At 54.7% G+C, this 15,751-nt stretch carries 14 protein-coding genes; 10 read left to right on the top strand and 4 right to left on the bottom strand.

Annotated elements, in window-relative coordinates; genetic code table 11:
• Window positions 1–138 precede the first annotated feature (138 nt).
• On the top strand, window positions 139–1,671 hold the full coding sequence (locus CSC3H3_RS06050) for an acyl-CoA carboxylase subunit beta (protein WP_101269409.1): 1,533 nt from the start codon (window positions 139–141) through the stop codon (window positions 1,669–1,671).
• 17 nt (window positions 1,672–1,688) lie between these two features.
• Window positions 1,689–3,692, top strand: a complete 2,004-nt coding sequence (locus tag CSC3H3_RS06055) for an acetyl-CoA carboxylase biotin carboxylase subunit (RefSeq protein ID WP_101284284.1) — start codon at window positions 1,689–1,691, stop codon at window positions 3,690–3,692.
• A 71-nt stretch (window positions 3,693–3,763) separates the two neighbouring features.
• Here the strand turns inward: CSC3H3_RS06055 and CSC3H3_RS06060 are convergent, their stop codons facing one another.
• Window positions 3,764–4,498 carry an SDR family oxidoreductase gene (locus tag CSC3H3_RS06060; RefSeq protein ID WP_101284285.1) on the bottom strand — a complete coding sequence of 245 codons (735 nt, stop codon included), beginning with the start codon at window positions 4,496–4,498 and terminating at the stop codon, window positions 3,764–3,766.
• Window positions 4,499–4,832: 334 nt separating this feature from the next.
• Between CSC3H3_RS06060 and CSC3H3_RS06065 the strand changes: the two genes are divergently transcribed.
• The 8 genes from CSC3H3_RS06065 to CSC3H3_RS06095 all read left to right on the top strand — a co-directional run bounded on the left by CSC3H3_RS06065 (window position 4,833) and on the right by CSC3H3_RS06095 (window position 12,151).
• The gene (locus CSC3H3_RS06065) at window positions 4,833–5,543 is read left to right on the top strand and encodes an HAD family hydrolase (protein ID WP_101284286.1); all 711 of its coding nucleotides are present in this window, start codon (window positions 4,833–4,835) and stop codon (window positions 5,541–5,543) included.
• Window positions 5,544–5,572: 29 nt separating this feature from the next.
• Complete coding sequence (locus CSC3H3_RS06070) at window positions 5,573–5,956, top strand: DUF1244 domain-containing protein (protein WP_101269417.1); 384 nt, start codon at window positions 5,573–5,575, stop codon at window positions 5,954–5,956.
• Window positions 5,957–6,029: 73 nt separating this feature from the next.
• Window positions 6,030–6,347, top strand: a complete 318-nt coding sequence (locus CSC3H3_RS06075) for an acylphosphatase (protein WP_101269419.1) — start codon at window positions 6,030–6,032, stop codon at window positions 6,345–6,347.
• Window positions 6,348–6,581: 234 nt separating this feature from the next.
• On the top strand, window positions 6,582–7,424 hold the full coding sequence (locus CSC3H3_RS06080; protein ID WP_101269421.1) for a 5'-nucleotidase, lipoprotein e(P4) family: 843 nt from the start codon (window positions 6,582–6,584) through the stop codon (window positions 7,422–7,424).
• Between the two features lie 233 nt (window positions 7,425–7,657).
• Complete coding sequence (locus CSC3H3_RS06085; protein WP_101286118.1) at window positions 7,658–8,137, top strand: sigma-70 family RNA polymerase sigma factor; 480 nt, start codon at window positions 7,658–7,660, stop codon at window positions 8,135–8,137.
• Entirely contained in the window at window positions 8,134–8,304 is a 171-nt protein-coding gene (locus CSC3H3_RS24375) for a hypothetical protein (protein ID WP_157831847.1), read from the top strand. Before CSC3H3_RS06085 ends, CSC3H3_RS24375 begins: the two co-directional genes overlap by 4 nt.
• 27 nt (window positions 8,305–8,331) lie before the next feature.
• Complete coding sequence (locus CSC3H3_RS06090; RefSeq protein ID WP_101284287.1) at window positions 8,332–9,600, top strand: FecR family protein; 1,269 nt, start codon at window positions 8,332–8,334, stop codon at window positions 9,598–9,600.
• 142 nt (window positions 9,601–9,742) lie between these two features.
• Complete coding sequence (locus tag CSC3H3_RS06095; RefSeq protein ID WP_101284288.1) at window positions 9,743–12,151, top strand: TonB-dependent siderophore receptor; 2,409 nt, start codon at window positions 9,743–9,745, stop codon at window positions 12,149–12,151.
• Between the two features lie 96 nt (window positions 12,152–12,247).
• Here CSC3H3_RS06095 and CSC3H3_RS06100 read toward each other — a convergent pair whose 3' ends face one another.
• The 3 genes from CSC3H3_RS06100 to CSC3H3_RS06110 form a co-directional block, all read right to left on the bottom strand.
• A complete protein-coding gene (locus CSC3H3_RS06100) occupies window positions 12,248–13,183 on the bottom strand; it encodes an ABC transporter substrate-binding protein (protein WP_101284289.1) in 936 nt (311 codons plus the stop codon).
• A gap of 280 nt (window positions 13,184–13,463) precedes the next feature.
• Window positions 13,464–14,207 carry a DUF4336 domain-containing protein gene (locus CSC3H3_RS06105; protein WP_101284290.1) on the bottom strand — a complete coding sequence of 248 codons (744 nt, stop codon included), beginning with the start codon at window positions 14,205–14,207 and terminating at the stop codon, window positions 13,464–13,466.
• Window positions 14,208–14,240: 33 nt separating this feature from the next.
• Entirely contained in the window at window positions 14,241–15,701 is a 1,461-nt protein-coding gene (locus tag CSC3H3_RS06110; RefSeq protein ID WP_101284291.1) for an FAD-binding oxidoreductase, read from the bottom strand.
• Window positions 15,702–15,751: the final 50 nt, after the last annotated feature.

The following is a 15,751-nucleotide window of genomic DNA, read 5'->3' on the forward strand; positions in this document are numbered from 1 at the left end:
TGGGCGATTGCGGTATTAAAAAATGCCGTGTAAAAATAATTGGCATTCCAGTACCGAATAATGGTATTTCACTTTTAGCCCCACATTGTTGGGGCGCTGTTTTTATTCCGGCCGGGCCACAAACAAGGATCAGCCAGCATGCAGGAAATCATCACCAAACTCGAAGAAATGCGCGCCGAAGCCGCAATGGGCGGCGGGCAGAAGCGCATCGACAAACAGCACGCCAAAGGCAAGCTTACCGCGCGCGAACGCCTTGATGTGCTGCTTGATGAAGGCAGTTTCGAGGAATGGGACATGTTTGTTGAACATGATTGCGTCGATTTCGGCATGACCGAAAACCGCATTCCTGGTGATGGTGTGGTAACGGGCCATGGCACGATCAATGGCCGTCTGGTTTTTGTTTTCAGCCAGGATTTCACGGTTTTTGGCGGTGCGCTCTCTGGTGCGCATGCCCGCAAGATCGGCAAAATCATGGATCAGGCCATGAAGGTCGGCGCACCCGTGATCGGCCTTAATGATTCCGGCGGGGCGCGTATTCAGGAAGGTGTCGAAAGCCTGGCGGGTTATGCCGATGTGTTCCAGCGCAATGTCGAGGCATCGGGCGTGATCCCGCAAATCTCGCTGATCATGGGGCCATGCGCGGGTGGGGCCGTTTACAGCCCGGCCATGACGGACTTTATTTTTATGGTCAAGGACAGCTCCTACATGTTCGTGACCGGGCCGGACGTAGTTAAAACCGTCACCCACGAAGAAGTCACCCACGAGGAACTGGGTGGGGCGATGACGCACACCGCTGTTTCCGGCGTGGCGGATCTGGCCTTTGAAAATGATGTGGATCTGCTGCTGCAAACCCGCCGTTTCATGGATTTCCTGCCGCTGTCCAACAAGGAACAGCCGCCCGCCCGCAAATGCGAGGACCCGGTGGATCGCGATGATTATTCGCTCGATACCCTGGTGCCCGAAAATCCCAACATGCCTTACGACATGAAGGAGCTGATCCTTAAAACCGTCGATGAAGGCGATTTTTACGAAATCCAGCCGGACTATGCCAAAAACATCATTATCGGCATGGCCCGCATGGATGGCCGCGCAGTGGGTATTGTTGCCAACCAGCCGATGGTTCTGGCGGGCTGCCTGGATATCGCCAGCTCCAAAAAGGCCGCGCGCTTTGTACGTTTCTGCGATGCCTATAACATTCCCATCGTTACCTTTGTCGATGTGCCGGGCTTTATGCCGGGCACGGCACAGGAACTGGGCGGTATCATCAAACACGGTGCCAAACTGCTTTATGCCTATGCCGAGGCAACGGTGCCCAAGGTAACCGTCATTACCCGCAAGGCATATGGCGGGGCCTATGACGTGATGGCATCCAAACATTTGCGCGGCGATGTCAACTATGCCTGGCCCAGCGCCGAAATTGCGGTGATGGGACCAAAAGGGGCGGTGGAAATCATTTTCCGGGCCGATATGAACGACCCGGCCAAGATCGAGGCCCGCACCGAAGAATACCGCCAGAAATTTGCCAACCCGTTTGTCGCGGGGCGCAAGGGCTTTATCGATGATGTCATCATGCCGCATGGCACGCGCCGCCGGGTGTGCAAATCGCTTGCGATGCTGCGCAACAAGGACGTCAAAAACCCTGCCAAAAAACACGGCAATATCCCGTTGTAAGCCCGGAGCACCCAGAAATGTTTAAAAAAATACTGATTGCGAACCGCGGCGAAATTGCCTGCCGTGTTATTAAATCCGCCCGCAAAATGGGCATCGCCACTGTGGCGGTTTATTCGGATGCCGATAAAAACGCCCTGCATGTGCAAATGGCCGATGAAGCCGTGCATATCGGTGCCGCACCTTCTAACCAGTCCTATCTGCTGATTGATAAAATCATTGCTGCCTGCAAGCAGACCGGGGCCGAGGCCGTGCATCCCGGTTATGGTTTCCTGTCGGAAAACCAGAACTTTGCCAAGGCCCTGGCCGAAGCTGAAATTGAATTTATCGGCCCGCCAACCGGTGCCATTGGCGCGATGGGTGATAAAATCACCTCGAAAAAAATTGCCGCCGATGCCGGTGTGTCCACCGTGCCGGGCTATATGGGCGTGATCAAGGATACCGACGAGGCCGTTAAAATCGCCAACGAAGTCGGTTATCCGGTTATGCTCAAGGCATCCGCAGGTGGTGGCGGCAAGGGCATGCGTATTGCGCACAACGATGCCGAATGCCGCGAGGGGTTTGAACGTGCAACCTCCGAAGCTGCATCCAGCTTTGGTGATGATCGCGTATTTATCGAAAAGTTCGTCGAACAGCCGCGCCATATTGAAATTCAGGTGCTGGCCGATAAACACGGCAATGCCATTTACCTTGGCGAACGCGAATGTTCCATTCAGCGTCGCCATCAAAAGGTGGTGGAAGAAGCCCCATCCCCCTTTATCGACCCTGAAACCCGCAAGGCCATGGGCGAGCAGGCCGTGGCACTGGCGCGCGCGGTCGATTATTGCTCTGCCGGGACGGTGGAATTCATTGTCGATAAAAACAAGAATTTCTATTTCCTTGAAATGAATACCCGCCTGCAGGTCGAACATCCGGTGACGGAACTGGTCACCAAGCAGGATCTGGTGGAATGGATGATCCGCATTGCTTACGGCGAAGAACTGACCCTGCATCAGGATGATGTCACCCTGACCGGCTGGGCCATGGAAACCCGTATCTATGCCGAGGACCCGTTCCGCGAATTTCTACCCTCAACCGGCCGCCTTGTGCATTACCAGCCGCCTGTTGAAACCGATAATGTCCGCGTTGATACCGGCGTGTTCGAGGGCGGTGAAATTTCCATGTTCTACGACCCGATGGTGGCAAAGCTGGTCAGCTATGGCGCGGACCGGGCCGAGGCCATCCATCATATGCGCAGCGCACTGGATGCCTATTTCATCCGGGGTATTTCGCACAATATTCCGTTCCTGGCTGCGGTCATGGCCAATAAACGCTTCCAGGATGGCAATATCACCACCAACTTCATCGCCGAAGAATACCCGCATGGTTTCTCGGCCGATGACCTGCCCAATGATGACCCGCAAACCCTGATCACGGTGGCAGCCTATATCAATCAGCGCATGGCGGAACGCAATGGCGGCATTACCGGCCAGTTCCGCGATAACGCTGCCCCGGTTCATGAAAGCTGGGTTGCCGTTACTGGCGACGACCACACCCCGTTTGATATCGAAGTGGATGGCGTTAACGGTGATTACATTGTCGCCATTGGCGATCGCAGCTTTGGTGTGGTGTCGGACTGGAAAATTGGTGACAGCCTGTTTTTCGGCGAAATCGATGGCGTACCGCTTTGCGTGCAGGTCGATGTAGATGGTACGGGTTACCGTTTGGCCGCCAATGGCGTACAAAAAACCATCAAGGTGCTGCGCCCGCGCGTGGCCGAACTGCAAAAACTGATGCCGTTCAAAGCCCCGCCAGACATGTCGAACTTCCTGCTCTCCCCGATGCCGGGCCTTCTGGTCAAGGTCTCGGTCGAGGAAGGGCAAACTGTCCAGCCCGGTCAGGAACTGTGCATTCTCGAAGCCATGAAAATGGAAAACGTGCTGAAAGCCGAAAGCAAAGGTGTGGTGAAAACCATCCATGCCAAGCAGGGCGCAAACCTGTCGGTCGATGCCATCATCATCGAATTTGAAAAAGACGACGCCTGATCTAAGGCTGCTTCCGTATCATGAACAAAGCAAAGCCGCCGGAGCATTTCCGGCGGCTTTGTTATTGCGTTTTAAAACACGCTGATAGTCGGGCGAATGATCAGTTCGTTTACATCAACGTCCTTGGGCTGTTCGATGGCGTAGGCAACGCCGCGTGCGATGGCATCGGGGCTGAGGCTGGTTTTACGGAATTCCTTCAGCGCATTTTTCGATGCTTCTTCGGTAATGTCATTGCCCAGTTCGGTTTCCACCACGCCCGGGCAAATGGTGGTGACCCGTGTGGTTTCGGATTCCTGGCGCAGGCCTTCGGAAATGGCCCAGACGGCATATTTGGTTGCACAATAAACCGCGCCGGTCGGCACCACCAAATGCGCCCCGATCGAGGCGGTATTGATGAAATGCCCGGAACCCTGCTTTTCAAAAACCGGCAGGGCCGCATTGATACCGTTCAGGACACCGCGGATATTGACATCAATCATGCGGTTCCATTCATCGGTTTTGCGTGATGCCATCATGGATAACGGCATGACACCGGCATTGGAAAACAGCACATCAAGCTTGCCAAACTGCGCAATCGCATAGTCGACAAATTCCTGCATATTTTGGGCATCGGTCACATCAAGTTTGGCGAATGCGGCCTTGCCACCATTGGCATTGATCTCGTTTGCCAGGGCTTCAAGCCGTTCGGTGCGCCGGGCGCCCAAAAGAACACTGGCACCTTTTTCGGCCAGCAGGCGTGCTGTTGCCTCGCCAATACCGCTGCTTGCGCCGGTAATGGCAACGACCTTGTTTTTAATCTCGGACATCAAAGTCTCCATTCATGATCCGGGGGATCAGGTTGTGTGTGTTTGCTATGTGCCGGCACACAGAACCTAAGTCGGAGACAGGATTTCCAAAATACACACTATCCCAGATTGATTGCATAAAACTGCAACCACCCAATTGCCGGTTCGTCGCGCAAATGTGATGGAGAAAGCGCGCAATATGGCGGGGCAGGTGGCTGGTAACTGTTGCAAAACGCATTAATTACAAATAATGCAGGGCTTTACCGGTGCCAGGTGCTGGCTTATGGTCTGCGGTCCTGCCAGATGCGGCCCAAAAGGGCAGCACGGGGTATAAAAACGATATAAGAGAGAGTGAATGTTCAAGCTGATTGCCTTTGATGGCGATGATACGCTTTGGCACAATGAACCGTTATTTCGCGATGCCCATGTGCGCCTGCGCGCCATGCTGGAAAAATACGGCGACGCCGAAACGGTGGATGAACGTCTTTACAAGGCGGAACTCGAAAACCTGTCGATTTATGGTTACGGCATTACCGGTTTTGCCCTGTCCATGATCGAAACGGCGATCGAACTTTCCGATAAAAAAATCAGCGCTGCCGAAATTCATGAACTGGCTGAAATCGGTAAATCCATGCTGCGCGCACCCACTCGCCTGATCGATGGTGCTGCGACCGTGCTGGAGCATTTCGCCCGCCAGAATGATTGCAAAACGGTTCTGATCACCAAGGGCGACCTGATCGCCCAGCAATTGAAAATTGAACGTTCGGGGCTGGAAAAGCTTTTTGACGGCGTTGAAATTGTTTCGGAAAAAGACCCGCTAACCTACCGCAATATTTTTGGCCGTTATGGCGTGGAGCCGCACGAAGCCGTCATGATCGGCAATTCGATGAAATCCGACATTCTGCCTGTGCTGGAATGCGGTGGGGCGGCCATTCATGTGCCCTATGAAATTACCTGGGTTCATGAAATGGTCGGTCAGATTGAAATTGAAAATGACCTGTTTTGCGAAGCTGCCGATATTGCGCAGGTGCCCGAACTGATTACATCACTGGGCAATGGGCTTTAAACCCTGCTTGCGAGTAAAAGGATAAAGAAATGTCTGATTGCGCCGGATCATCCCTGAGCAACGAAGCCGCCACCGGAAACGGTATTGCTGCCGAACTCGATGCACAAACCCGCCTTGAACTGGAAGCCGCCGCTTTTCGCGGGCTGGTTGGCCATCTGCAAAACCGCAAGGATGTGCAGAATATCGACCTGATGAACCTTGCCGGTTTTTGCCGTAACTGCCTGGCCAAATGGTATCTGGCGGCGGCGCGCGAACATAATGTCGCCATGGATTATGATCAGGCTCGCGAAGTTGTATATGGCATGACCTATGATGCCTGGAAAGATAACCACCAGGCACCCGCCAGCGACGAACAGAAACGCCTGTATAACGAAACCAGCCACCTGCACGCCGTTATCCCCGGCGCCAAATAGGGTGTATCGGTGGCAGGCAAACCTGCCATCGCGATCATCCCGGTCGCCCATTTGCCAGCAAGGATGTTTTGACATGGCACAGACGGACCCAGACCCCAAAACCGGCAATGGCGATATTGCCGTTCTTGTGCGTATTGAAGGCCGGGTGCAGGGGGTGTGGTTTCGCGCCTGGACGGTGGAACAGGCCCGCAAGCGTGGCCTGACCGGCTGGGTCCGCAACCGGGCCGATGGCACGGTCGAGGCCGTCTTTTGCGGGGCACCTTCGGTGGTGCAATCCATGCTGGGTGCGGCCCAGCAGGGGCCTGATGGCGCACGGGTGGACCGCCTGCATGAAGAAGCCATTCCCATCGTCGAAGAATTTTCCGGCTTTGAAAAACGCTCCACCCTTTAATACCAACCGGTCGCAACCACTTGGTTGTGATACGGGACTGTTTTCTGCACCGGCGTGATTTGCATAATCGCGCCGGTTTTCTTTTGCCAATATCGGCCTGAAAACACCGCACTTTGTCACAATTGTCGGGCCTGTGACAAAAAAAGGGGTTTTCAACTGCGTTCAACATGGCATCCTGCCTGAGATCCTGACCGCGCGGTCAGCCGGCGGGCAGATAACAGGGAGCTTGATAAGATGAACGTATTTGTGAAAATGGCGGGCGCAACAGCACTTGCCACCTTGGTTTCATTTGCGGCCCAGGCACAGGACGCAAAACCGAATGATGGCCTGAATGCCGCCTTGTGGTACCAGACCTCGGTTGAATACAAAACCACGGCAAAATCGGTTTATGCCGGTGCAGAGCGCCTGCTGGGTGCCGCCATTGGCGATCACAGCTGGACCGCCGCCCTGGAGCAGGGCGACAATTACATGTCCAAATCACCGGCGATCATTCTCGATGTCGATGAAACCGTGCTGGATAACTCCGCTTATCAGTCCTGGGTGGTAACGGCAGACAGCTATTACAGCTCCAAAACCTGGGCGCAGTTTGTAAATGCCGAAATTTCCACACCGACCCCGGGCGCGCTGGAACTGACCAAGGCCGCAGCAGAAAAGGGTGTGGCGGTTTATTACGTCACCAACCGCAAGGCCCCGGAAGAAGCCGCAACCATCGCCAATCTTAAAAAATATGGCTTCCCCTATGCCGATGCTGACCACGTCATGGTGCGCGGTGAAAAGGAAGAATGGGGTTCAGACAAAGGCACGCGCCGCGAAGCTGTTGCCGCCAATCACCGCATCATCATGATGTTTGGCGATAATTTCGGCGATTTCGTTGACGATATGGGCGGCGACATTAAAGGCCGAATTGCCAAGATGGACGAATATTCGACCTATTGGGGCGAGCGCTGGTTCATGCTGCCGAACCCGACCTATGGTTCATGGGAATCGGCTGCCTTTGGTGATAACTGGAAACTTTCGCCCGAAGAGCGCCGCCAGATGAAGACCGACGCCCTGAATGACTGGGAAGGTCCGAAATAAGCCGGTTTCTATAATCGGAATTATATTTCAAATATAGAAATAAGGGAGCGCATGGGAAATACCCGTGCGCTCCCTTTGTGTTTGGCGATTTGACCATGAACAACAATAATATTGATAATCAGTATCAATTGCGATAAGTCTGCCTGCCTAGGGCGCGGCTGCGACGGGGTTTCGTGGCTGTCATGCAGGAAAGATGGGACTTGTCTGGTAATTCATCCTCATTGGCATTGTTCATGCAGCAGCGTTCTGCCCTGGTCAGCTATGCGCGCAGCATAACGGGCAGTGGCACCAATGCCGAAGACCTGGTGCAGGAAGCCTGGCTGCGGTTTGATGAAGCCAGCAATAACCGCCTGCTTGAGGATGCAACCGGTTATCTGTTTCGCATTGTGCGCAACCTTGCCCTCGATAGCAAACGCAGCCAGGCCCGCGAATACCGCCTGACCCGTGCGGTGAATTACGATGAAGCCGTCCATTCCCTTGCTGCCGATACACCCGACCCGGAATCAATCGCGCTTTACAGTGCCGAATATGCCCGCATGCAGCAGGCCCTGGCCGAATTGCCCGAACGCACGCGCATTGCCTGCGAAATGCACCGCTTTGGCGACGCCAAATTGCGCGAAATTGCCGCCTTTTTGAATATTTCGGTGCCGTTGGCGCATAAACTGGTGGCCGAGGGGGTGGAACACTGCAAGGAACGGCTGGGATGGCCATGATGACCCTGATCCTGCAACAAACCCGTTTCCGCATGCGGCCTGGCTGGCTTTTGATGTTCCGGTTGTCGTGTTTTTCCGTGTCATTTAAAAAATCTGGTAGAAAAATCCGTTTCCCGTTCGTCTATAAAGGGTGGGCTGTTTTAGGGCGCAGGCAAAATGCCGGTTAAATATTCTGGCATGTCGAAGGTAGAGAGATGACAGGCAAAAGTGACGCAGCTCTCGGGGATCGGGGCCAAAAACAGATATCGCGGGAAGCAACCGACTGGTTGATTTACCTGCAGGATGACCCGGATGATGCCGCCCTGCAGGCCCGTTTTGCCGCCTGGCTGGCGCAAAGCCCGGATCATGCCCGCGCCTGGGACGCCACCACAAAAACTGCTGGTATGATGTCCAGTGCCGTGGCGACATCCCCCACCAATAACACCGCCGATTGGCAGGCATTTTTGCAAAAAACGCGCGCTGCCAAAGGTGCTGGCGGTGCAGATACTGCGGATGTTAACGCCATTAATGCCCCGGATGCCCAGAATGCGTCGCGTGGGGCCGTGGGGGCAGTGGGGACTGTGGCGGCTCGTAAAGCCATGAACGCTGATGATGCGGGGACGCCTGATCAGTCGATAGAGGCTGGCATTGGGGGTTCGGTTGTCATCAATGCAGATGATGCCTTTGCCAAAGCCAACCCCCGCAATACTGGCCGTGCCGGGGGTGCTGCCGCAGGGCGCAAACATCATTGGCGGCGCTGGCCGGCCTTTACGCTGGCTGGTATTGCGGTGGCGGCAAGCCTGTTATTGGCCGTTATGGGTGGGCCGGGCATTGCGACGCGCATGATGGCCGATTACAGCACCGGCACCGGCGAAACCCGCACCGTCACCCTGCAGGATGGCAGCCAGGTTGTCCTGGCACCGGAAAGCGCCATTCGCGTTAATTTCGCCGGGCAGGTCCGCCGGGTTGAATTGCTTGATGGGGAAGCGTTTTTTGAAGTCACCCATAATGCCAGTAAACCCTTTCGGGTACGTTCTAACGCGGTGAATGTCACCGTGCTCGGCACCGGGTTTGATGTTTCCGATGCCAATGAAAGCACCTTTGTCGCCGTGGCGCATGGTTTGGTTCGGGTCGATAATCCGTCAGCCTCGCCTGCCATTTCCGAGCTGCTTGAACCGGGGCAAAGCATTCGTGTGCATTGGAAGGGCGGGATGGAACGCTTTCAGGTGCCTGATGGCTATATCGCGCCCTGGCGCCAGCAACAGTTGATTGCCCAGGACCAGCCATTGGGAACTGTCGTCGATCAGTTGCGCCGTTATTACGGCGGGCGTATTGTCATTACCGATGGCGACTTGGCGAACCTTCCCGTTACCGGGGTTTATAACCTGAAAGACCCGGTTTCAGCCCTGCGGGCCATTGCCCGGGCGCAAAATGCCGTGGTGCGCGAAATCACCCCGTGGATGCTGGTGGTATCGGCGGGTTAGGGCACCTTTTTTCCCGAAATCAAAAAATCCGAAACTTTTTTTGAAAAAAAGCAATCGGGGTCCGTTTTGTATCATATATGGCAATGCGAAGCATTTTCATTTGCATTGCCGTTTGGCACAGGACCATAAACGGAGACCGGAAATGATGAATGGGGGAGCCACCACGATGCGTCGTCGTGGTCGCGTGGCAATGGTTGCCAGCACTCTTTTAATGACAACGGCACTGGTATCGGCAACGGGGATGATGCCGGCTTTTGCTCAATCGGCATCCTCATCGGGGATGGCCGCCAGCCACAGCTTTGATATCGGCGTGCAACCCATGACCAGTGCGCTGACCCTGTTTGGGGTTCAGTCCGGCCTTCAGGTGACGGTGGATGGTGCCATTTTGCGCAACATCACTGCCCCGGCGGTAAATGGCACCCTGACGGGCGAACAGGCATTAACGCAATTGCTGGCGGGAAGTGGCCTTTCCTATGATATTGCGGCAGATAATACCGTGGTCATCATCGCCCTTGCCGGGGCGGATAACGCCGAAACCACCACGCTGGACCCGGTACGTATCGTTGCCGATGGCGAAAGATCAACCGACCCCAACACCGCCATTACCGACAGCTTCATCGCCCCGCGCAGCCTGACGGCATCAAAAACCGATACCCCGGTGCTTGATGATTCGGCTGCTGTTTCCATCATCACCCAAAAGGAAATGGAAACCCGCCATGTCCAGCGCGTGGCCGAGGCATTGGGCTACACATCTGGCGTAACGGTGGATGAATATGGCTCGGACGAGCGTTCGGATTTCGTGCGTATTCGGGGCTTTTATCAATCCACGCTGGGTTATTACCGCGATGGCCTGCCAACCCGGGTTTACAATTTCACCAATTCCCGGATGGAACCCTATGGCCTGCAACAGATCGACGTTCTTAAAGGATCGACCTCCAGCCTGTTTGGCCTTAATGGTCCGGGTGGTTTGGTCAATGCCATTACCAAACGCCCGCAGGACAAAGCCCATGCAGAGGTTTTCACAACCTTTGGTGAAGACCATTTAACAACGGGGGGCGATGTTGGCGGCCCGGTTGGCGAAGACGGCAAATGGTCCTATCGTCTGACCGGCCTGTGGCAGGATGCGGAAAACAGCCAGGATTATTCGCAGGATGACCGGCTTTATATTGCGCCAGCCTTTACCTTTAAGCCCAAGGCCGGAACGGAACTGACCATCCTGACCAATTACAGCAAGCGTGAAAGCACACCTGGTTATGGCTTTCCGCGCGGGGTGGATATTGACCCTGACACATTTCTGGGCGAACCGGGTTTTCATACCTTCGATACCGAAGATTCAAAAATCGGTTATCAGTTCTCTCACGAGCTGAGCGATAACCTGACCTTCCGCCAGAACGCGCAATACAACCATGTCGATCTGGATTACGAGCAAATCTATGCCTCAGACCCCAGCACATCGCGCACGGCCTTTGCCATTTATGGCGATCTTGACCGGTTCTCGATCGACAACCAGATGCAATATGATACGTCCTGGAACCGGTTTGACAGCAAATCCCTGTTCGGGTTTGACTATTCCCACGATCAGAACCGCGAACGCCGTTATGACGGTACGGCACCGGGCATCAATATCTATAACCCGACCTATTGTGGTGTTTCCTGTGTCAATGTCAGCTTCACATCCGACACCGAAATTACCCAAAGCAGCTATGGCCTTTATGCCCAGGAACAGTTGACCATTGATGATAAATGGATCGCAACACTGGGCGGGCGCTATGATTACGTTCAAAGCGACATCAAAACCAAAACGCCGACTGCCGATACGCTCGAAGAAAATAACGAACAGGCCTTCACCTCGCGCGCAGGCCTGACCTACAAGGTCACCGATGGCCTGTCGGTCTATGGCAATTATTCGGAATCTTTCCAGCCGGTTTATTCCAATGTGTCGAACATTTCCGGTTCGGTCAAACCGCAGGAAGGCACGCAATACGAAGTTGGCCTGAAATATCAGCCAGCCAATTTCGATGCCCTGTTTACCGCTGCCGTGTTTGACCTGACCCAAACCAACGTGCCGTCCTATATCAGCGCGACCGAACGGGTCCAGATCGGCGAGGTCAATTCACGCGGGCTGGAACTTGAAGGCAAGGTATCGCTTACCGACCGTTGGAATGCTACCGTGTCCTATACCTACCTTGATGCGGAAATCAAAGATGATGCAACGGCGGCCAATATCGGCAAACGCCCGGCTTCGGTGCCTAAAAATGTCGCTTCGGCCTGGATGGATTATACCATCCCCGGTCAGAACAATATCGGCGATCTGACGGTCGGTGCCGGTATTCGATATGTTGGTTCCACCTATGCCGATAGCGGCAATACCCTACCCATGAGCGCCTATGCCGTTACCGATGCGATGGTCAAATACATGATCACGGATCATCTCAGCTTTGCGGTCAATGCCACCAACCTGTTTGACCGTGAATATGTCGCCTATTCCTACAGTGCCGATTATTACGGTCAGGGCCGCACGGTTCTGGGCACCCTGAAATACACCTGGTAAAATCGGTATTTTCCCGGCAAAGATTAAAACAAAACCCCGCCAGCTTGTTGTCTGGCGGGGTTTTGTTTTAGGGGAACTATGGAAAACACAAAGTTCCTATGGGTTTGCGGATGCCTCTATCGCATCGGCAAGCTGTTCGGCAAATCGGGCACCCGCCAGCACCCCGCCAAATGTCCAGCTGGATGGAATGGCATGCACATGATTGCTACGCACAAAGGGCAGGGTCTTCCAAAGGGGCGATGCAAACAATTTGGCCTTTACCGTCGGGGCAACGGGTTCGATATAGGCAAGTTCGGCATCGCCAATTTTGGCAAGGTCGGCAATGCCGCCCAAATGGAATGACCAGCTATTGACCTGGCCTTTCCAGGCATTTTCCAATCCCATCCGCGCCAGCACCGACCCGAACAGCGATGTATCGCCATGAATGCGGAAATTGGCATCATCAATGATGCGCACAATAGCAATTTTCCGTCCTTTGCCCATGACCTTTGTTATCCGTTCGCCCGCGCTGGCAATGCGGGCATTGGCATTGGCGATAACCTCTTCGGCTTTGTCGGACTTACCGGTCAGTGCACCAAGTTTGCGCAAAAGATCTTCGGCATGGTCAAAGGCCGGGCCGCTGCGGTTATAAATTGAATAAACCAGAGTCGGGGCAATATCGCCCAGCTTTTCATAGGCCATTCCCAGGTCGGAACTGATCAGGATTGCATCGGGTTTGCTATCGCGCAGGGCTTCAAAATTGGGTTCGGTACGGGTGCCAAGATTGGTGAAATCATCGGGCAGGGGCGGTTCCACCACCCAGTCGCGATATCCATCCGCGTCAGGAATGCCCACCGGGGCAATGCCCAGCGCCAGCAGGCTTTCGGTCAGCGACCAGTTTGTAGCGGCAAAACGGGTGGGCGCGGTTTTAAAATCGGCCGTACCATTTTCATGCATATATGTTTCTGCTGCTGCTGGCATGGCAATGGCGGGCAGGGCGGCAAATGCCAGCATGCAACCCAGTGCGACCCGGCCGAATTTTTGCAATTGCATGTTTTATCCTGTCCCTGTTTACGGCTGTTTGGTGCGGAAAAATGCGGGCGTTGGTGTGGGGGTTCAGGCAAATGAATTCCTTGCATCCCGCAGCGCCAAAATGCTGCGAATGCTTATCAATTTCGCACCCAAAAAGCAACCGTTACAGGGCTGAAAACAGCAGAAAACAGGCGGATTTCGTTGATATTTCAGGCATCGGTCACAGGCAATCCGTGTGGCTGCCTTGTGCCACATTTTAACGGGGATCATAATTTTGGGGCGGGGTTGGATGCTGGCCTGTTTATACCCAGGAAAAAGCACGTTTTAGTTCGGCAATGGCGTTGCTGTCATACCAGCGACCATGGGCCAGAATGACGCGATCGGGTTTCCAGGCGATCATTTGGTCAACCGCGTTTCGCAGGGCCGGTTTATGGCCCATAAAGGTTGCCCGCATATCACGCGGCGCGGCACCATGCGGGTCCATCGAGCCAAATAACCGCACCAGAAACCGCCAGATCGGGCTTTTGATTTTGCCGGGTTCAAAATTTTCGATCAGATCGGTCAGGATCAGGGTGCGTGATGCCCGATGGAAAAAGACCGCCTCGGTCAGATAACCGCCGCGCACCACCAACTGGTCAATTTCGCCAGACCAGCCGGGGTCGGCAACATCGCCCAGCAAATGATCAAATTTAACCTCGATGCCATTGGCTTTGGCGCGTTTGGCAATGCCTTTCACCCCGAAACTTTGCGCATCCGGATAGGCGCGCTGCCATTGCGGAATGCTGGCATAATGGATGGTATTGGGCGCAATCAGGTATCGGACGGGGCCTAGCGCATCGATCTGCACCTGCAAGGCGGGCGACAGTTTAACCGGCGAATGCAGCCATATTTCCCCATTGCTTTGGCGGATGATGGTCATGCGGGTAGGAAAAGGCAGGCTTAACCCCAGATAGCGAAAACCGATCACCGGGCCATCTACCAGCCAGATATCGTTATCAACCTGTTTTAAAACATTCAGGGGGTGATAGGTTTCAATTTCAAACATGATCTTCCGCCTGCTGCCAACAGACCGATAATGTTATTTATGGTTGATAACCTTGCCCGGGTTCAAGGTGTTTTGCGGGTCCAGCGCCTGTTTGATTGCGGCTAGCAGTTTTATCTTTGCCGGGTCGGCATAATGCACCAGTTCATCGACCTTCAGGCGGCCAATGCCGTGTTCGGCACTGATAGACCCGCCAAGCCCGGCGACAATGTCATGAATATCGCGGTTAAGGTCTTCCCAATGGGCCAGAAATTCGGCCTTGGGCATGTTTTCAGGCTGGCTGAAATTGAAATGGATATTGCCATCGCCAACATGTCCGAACGGGCAGGGGCGAATGCCGGGAATACGCTTTTGCGCCTGTTTGATGCCCTGTTCAATCAATGCAGGAACGGCTGATACCGGCACGGAAACATCATGTTTGATGCTGCCGCCTTCAAGGGTTTGTGCCTCCGGTATGCCTTCGCGAATGGCCCAAAGATTGGCGCGCTGCTTTTCGGACTGGGCAATGGTGCCATCCAGAATAAAACCGCCCTCAAGCGCACGTTCCAGCACCCCTTCCAAAACCGATGCCAGGTCATCCCTGGGGCGTGATGATGTGATTTCAATCATCGCATACCAGGGCGCACGGGTTTCAAGCGGGGTGATACAATTTTGAATATGGCTGATGCACAAATCCTGCGCAAACTGGCTCATCAGCTCGAACGCGGCAATGGCATCGCCGGTTTCGCGCCGTGCCAGTGCCAGCAGGTCCAGTGCCGCCTCAATACCGGGCAGGGCCACCCAGGCGGTGGCAAGGTGGCGCGGGCGCGGAAACAGCTTTAACGTACAGGCGGTGATAATGCCCAGTGTGCCTTCGGCCCCGATAAACATATCACGCAAATCATATCCGGTATTATCCTTGCGCAGTTTGGAAAGCCCGTTCCAGACCGTGCCGTCGGCCAGCACAACCTCAAGACCCAGCACCAGATCGCGGGTATTGCCATAACGAATAACATTCAGCCCACCGGCATTGGTGGCGATGTTACCGCCAATCTGGCAGGACCCTTGCGCCCCCAGGCTCAGGGGAAATAACAGGTCGTGGTCTTCGGCAGCCTGCTGGATATGATGCAGGATGGCACCGGCCTGCACCGTCATGGTGAAATCGCGGGCATCGGTTTCAAGGATTTTATCCATCCGCGCCAGATTGATCAGGATTTGCCCCGGATCGGCCACCGCCCCGCCGCACCGCCCGGTATTGCCGCCCTGCGGCACCAGGGCAATGCCAGCTTCGTGGCACAGGCGGGCGCATTGGGCGACTTCCCCGGTATTGGCGGGGTAAAGCACCAGTTCGGCCATGCCGGTGAATTTGTTGCGGGCTTCGCGGTTATGCTTTGCCAGAACATCCTGTTCCATGCTCCAGCCGCGCGGGCCAAGAACGGCCTGTAATTCGGCGACCAGCCTGGCAGGCAGGTTTGTTGCGATGGTTGATGAACCGGCAGGTGTAACCGTGGATGGCATGAAAAGCCCCATAAACTGGTGGGTCAGAAAAATCGTTGCGGATCAGGGCT

The sequence above is a fragment of the Thalassospira marina genome, from assembly GCF_002844375.1.
GTDB classification, from domain to species: Bacteria; Pseudomonadota; Alphaproteobacteria; order Rhodospirillales; family Thalassospiraceae; genus Thalassospira; species Thalassospira marina.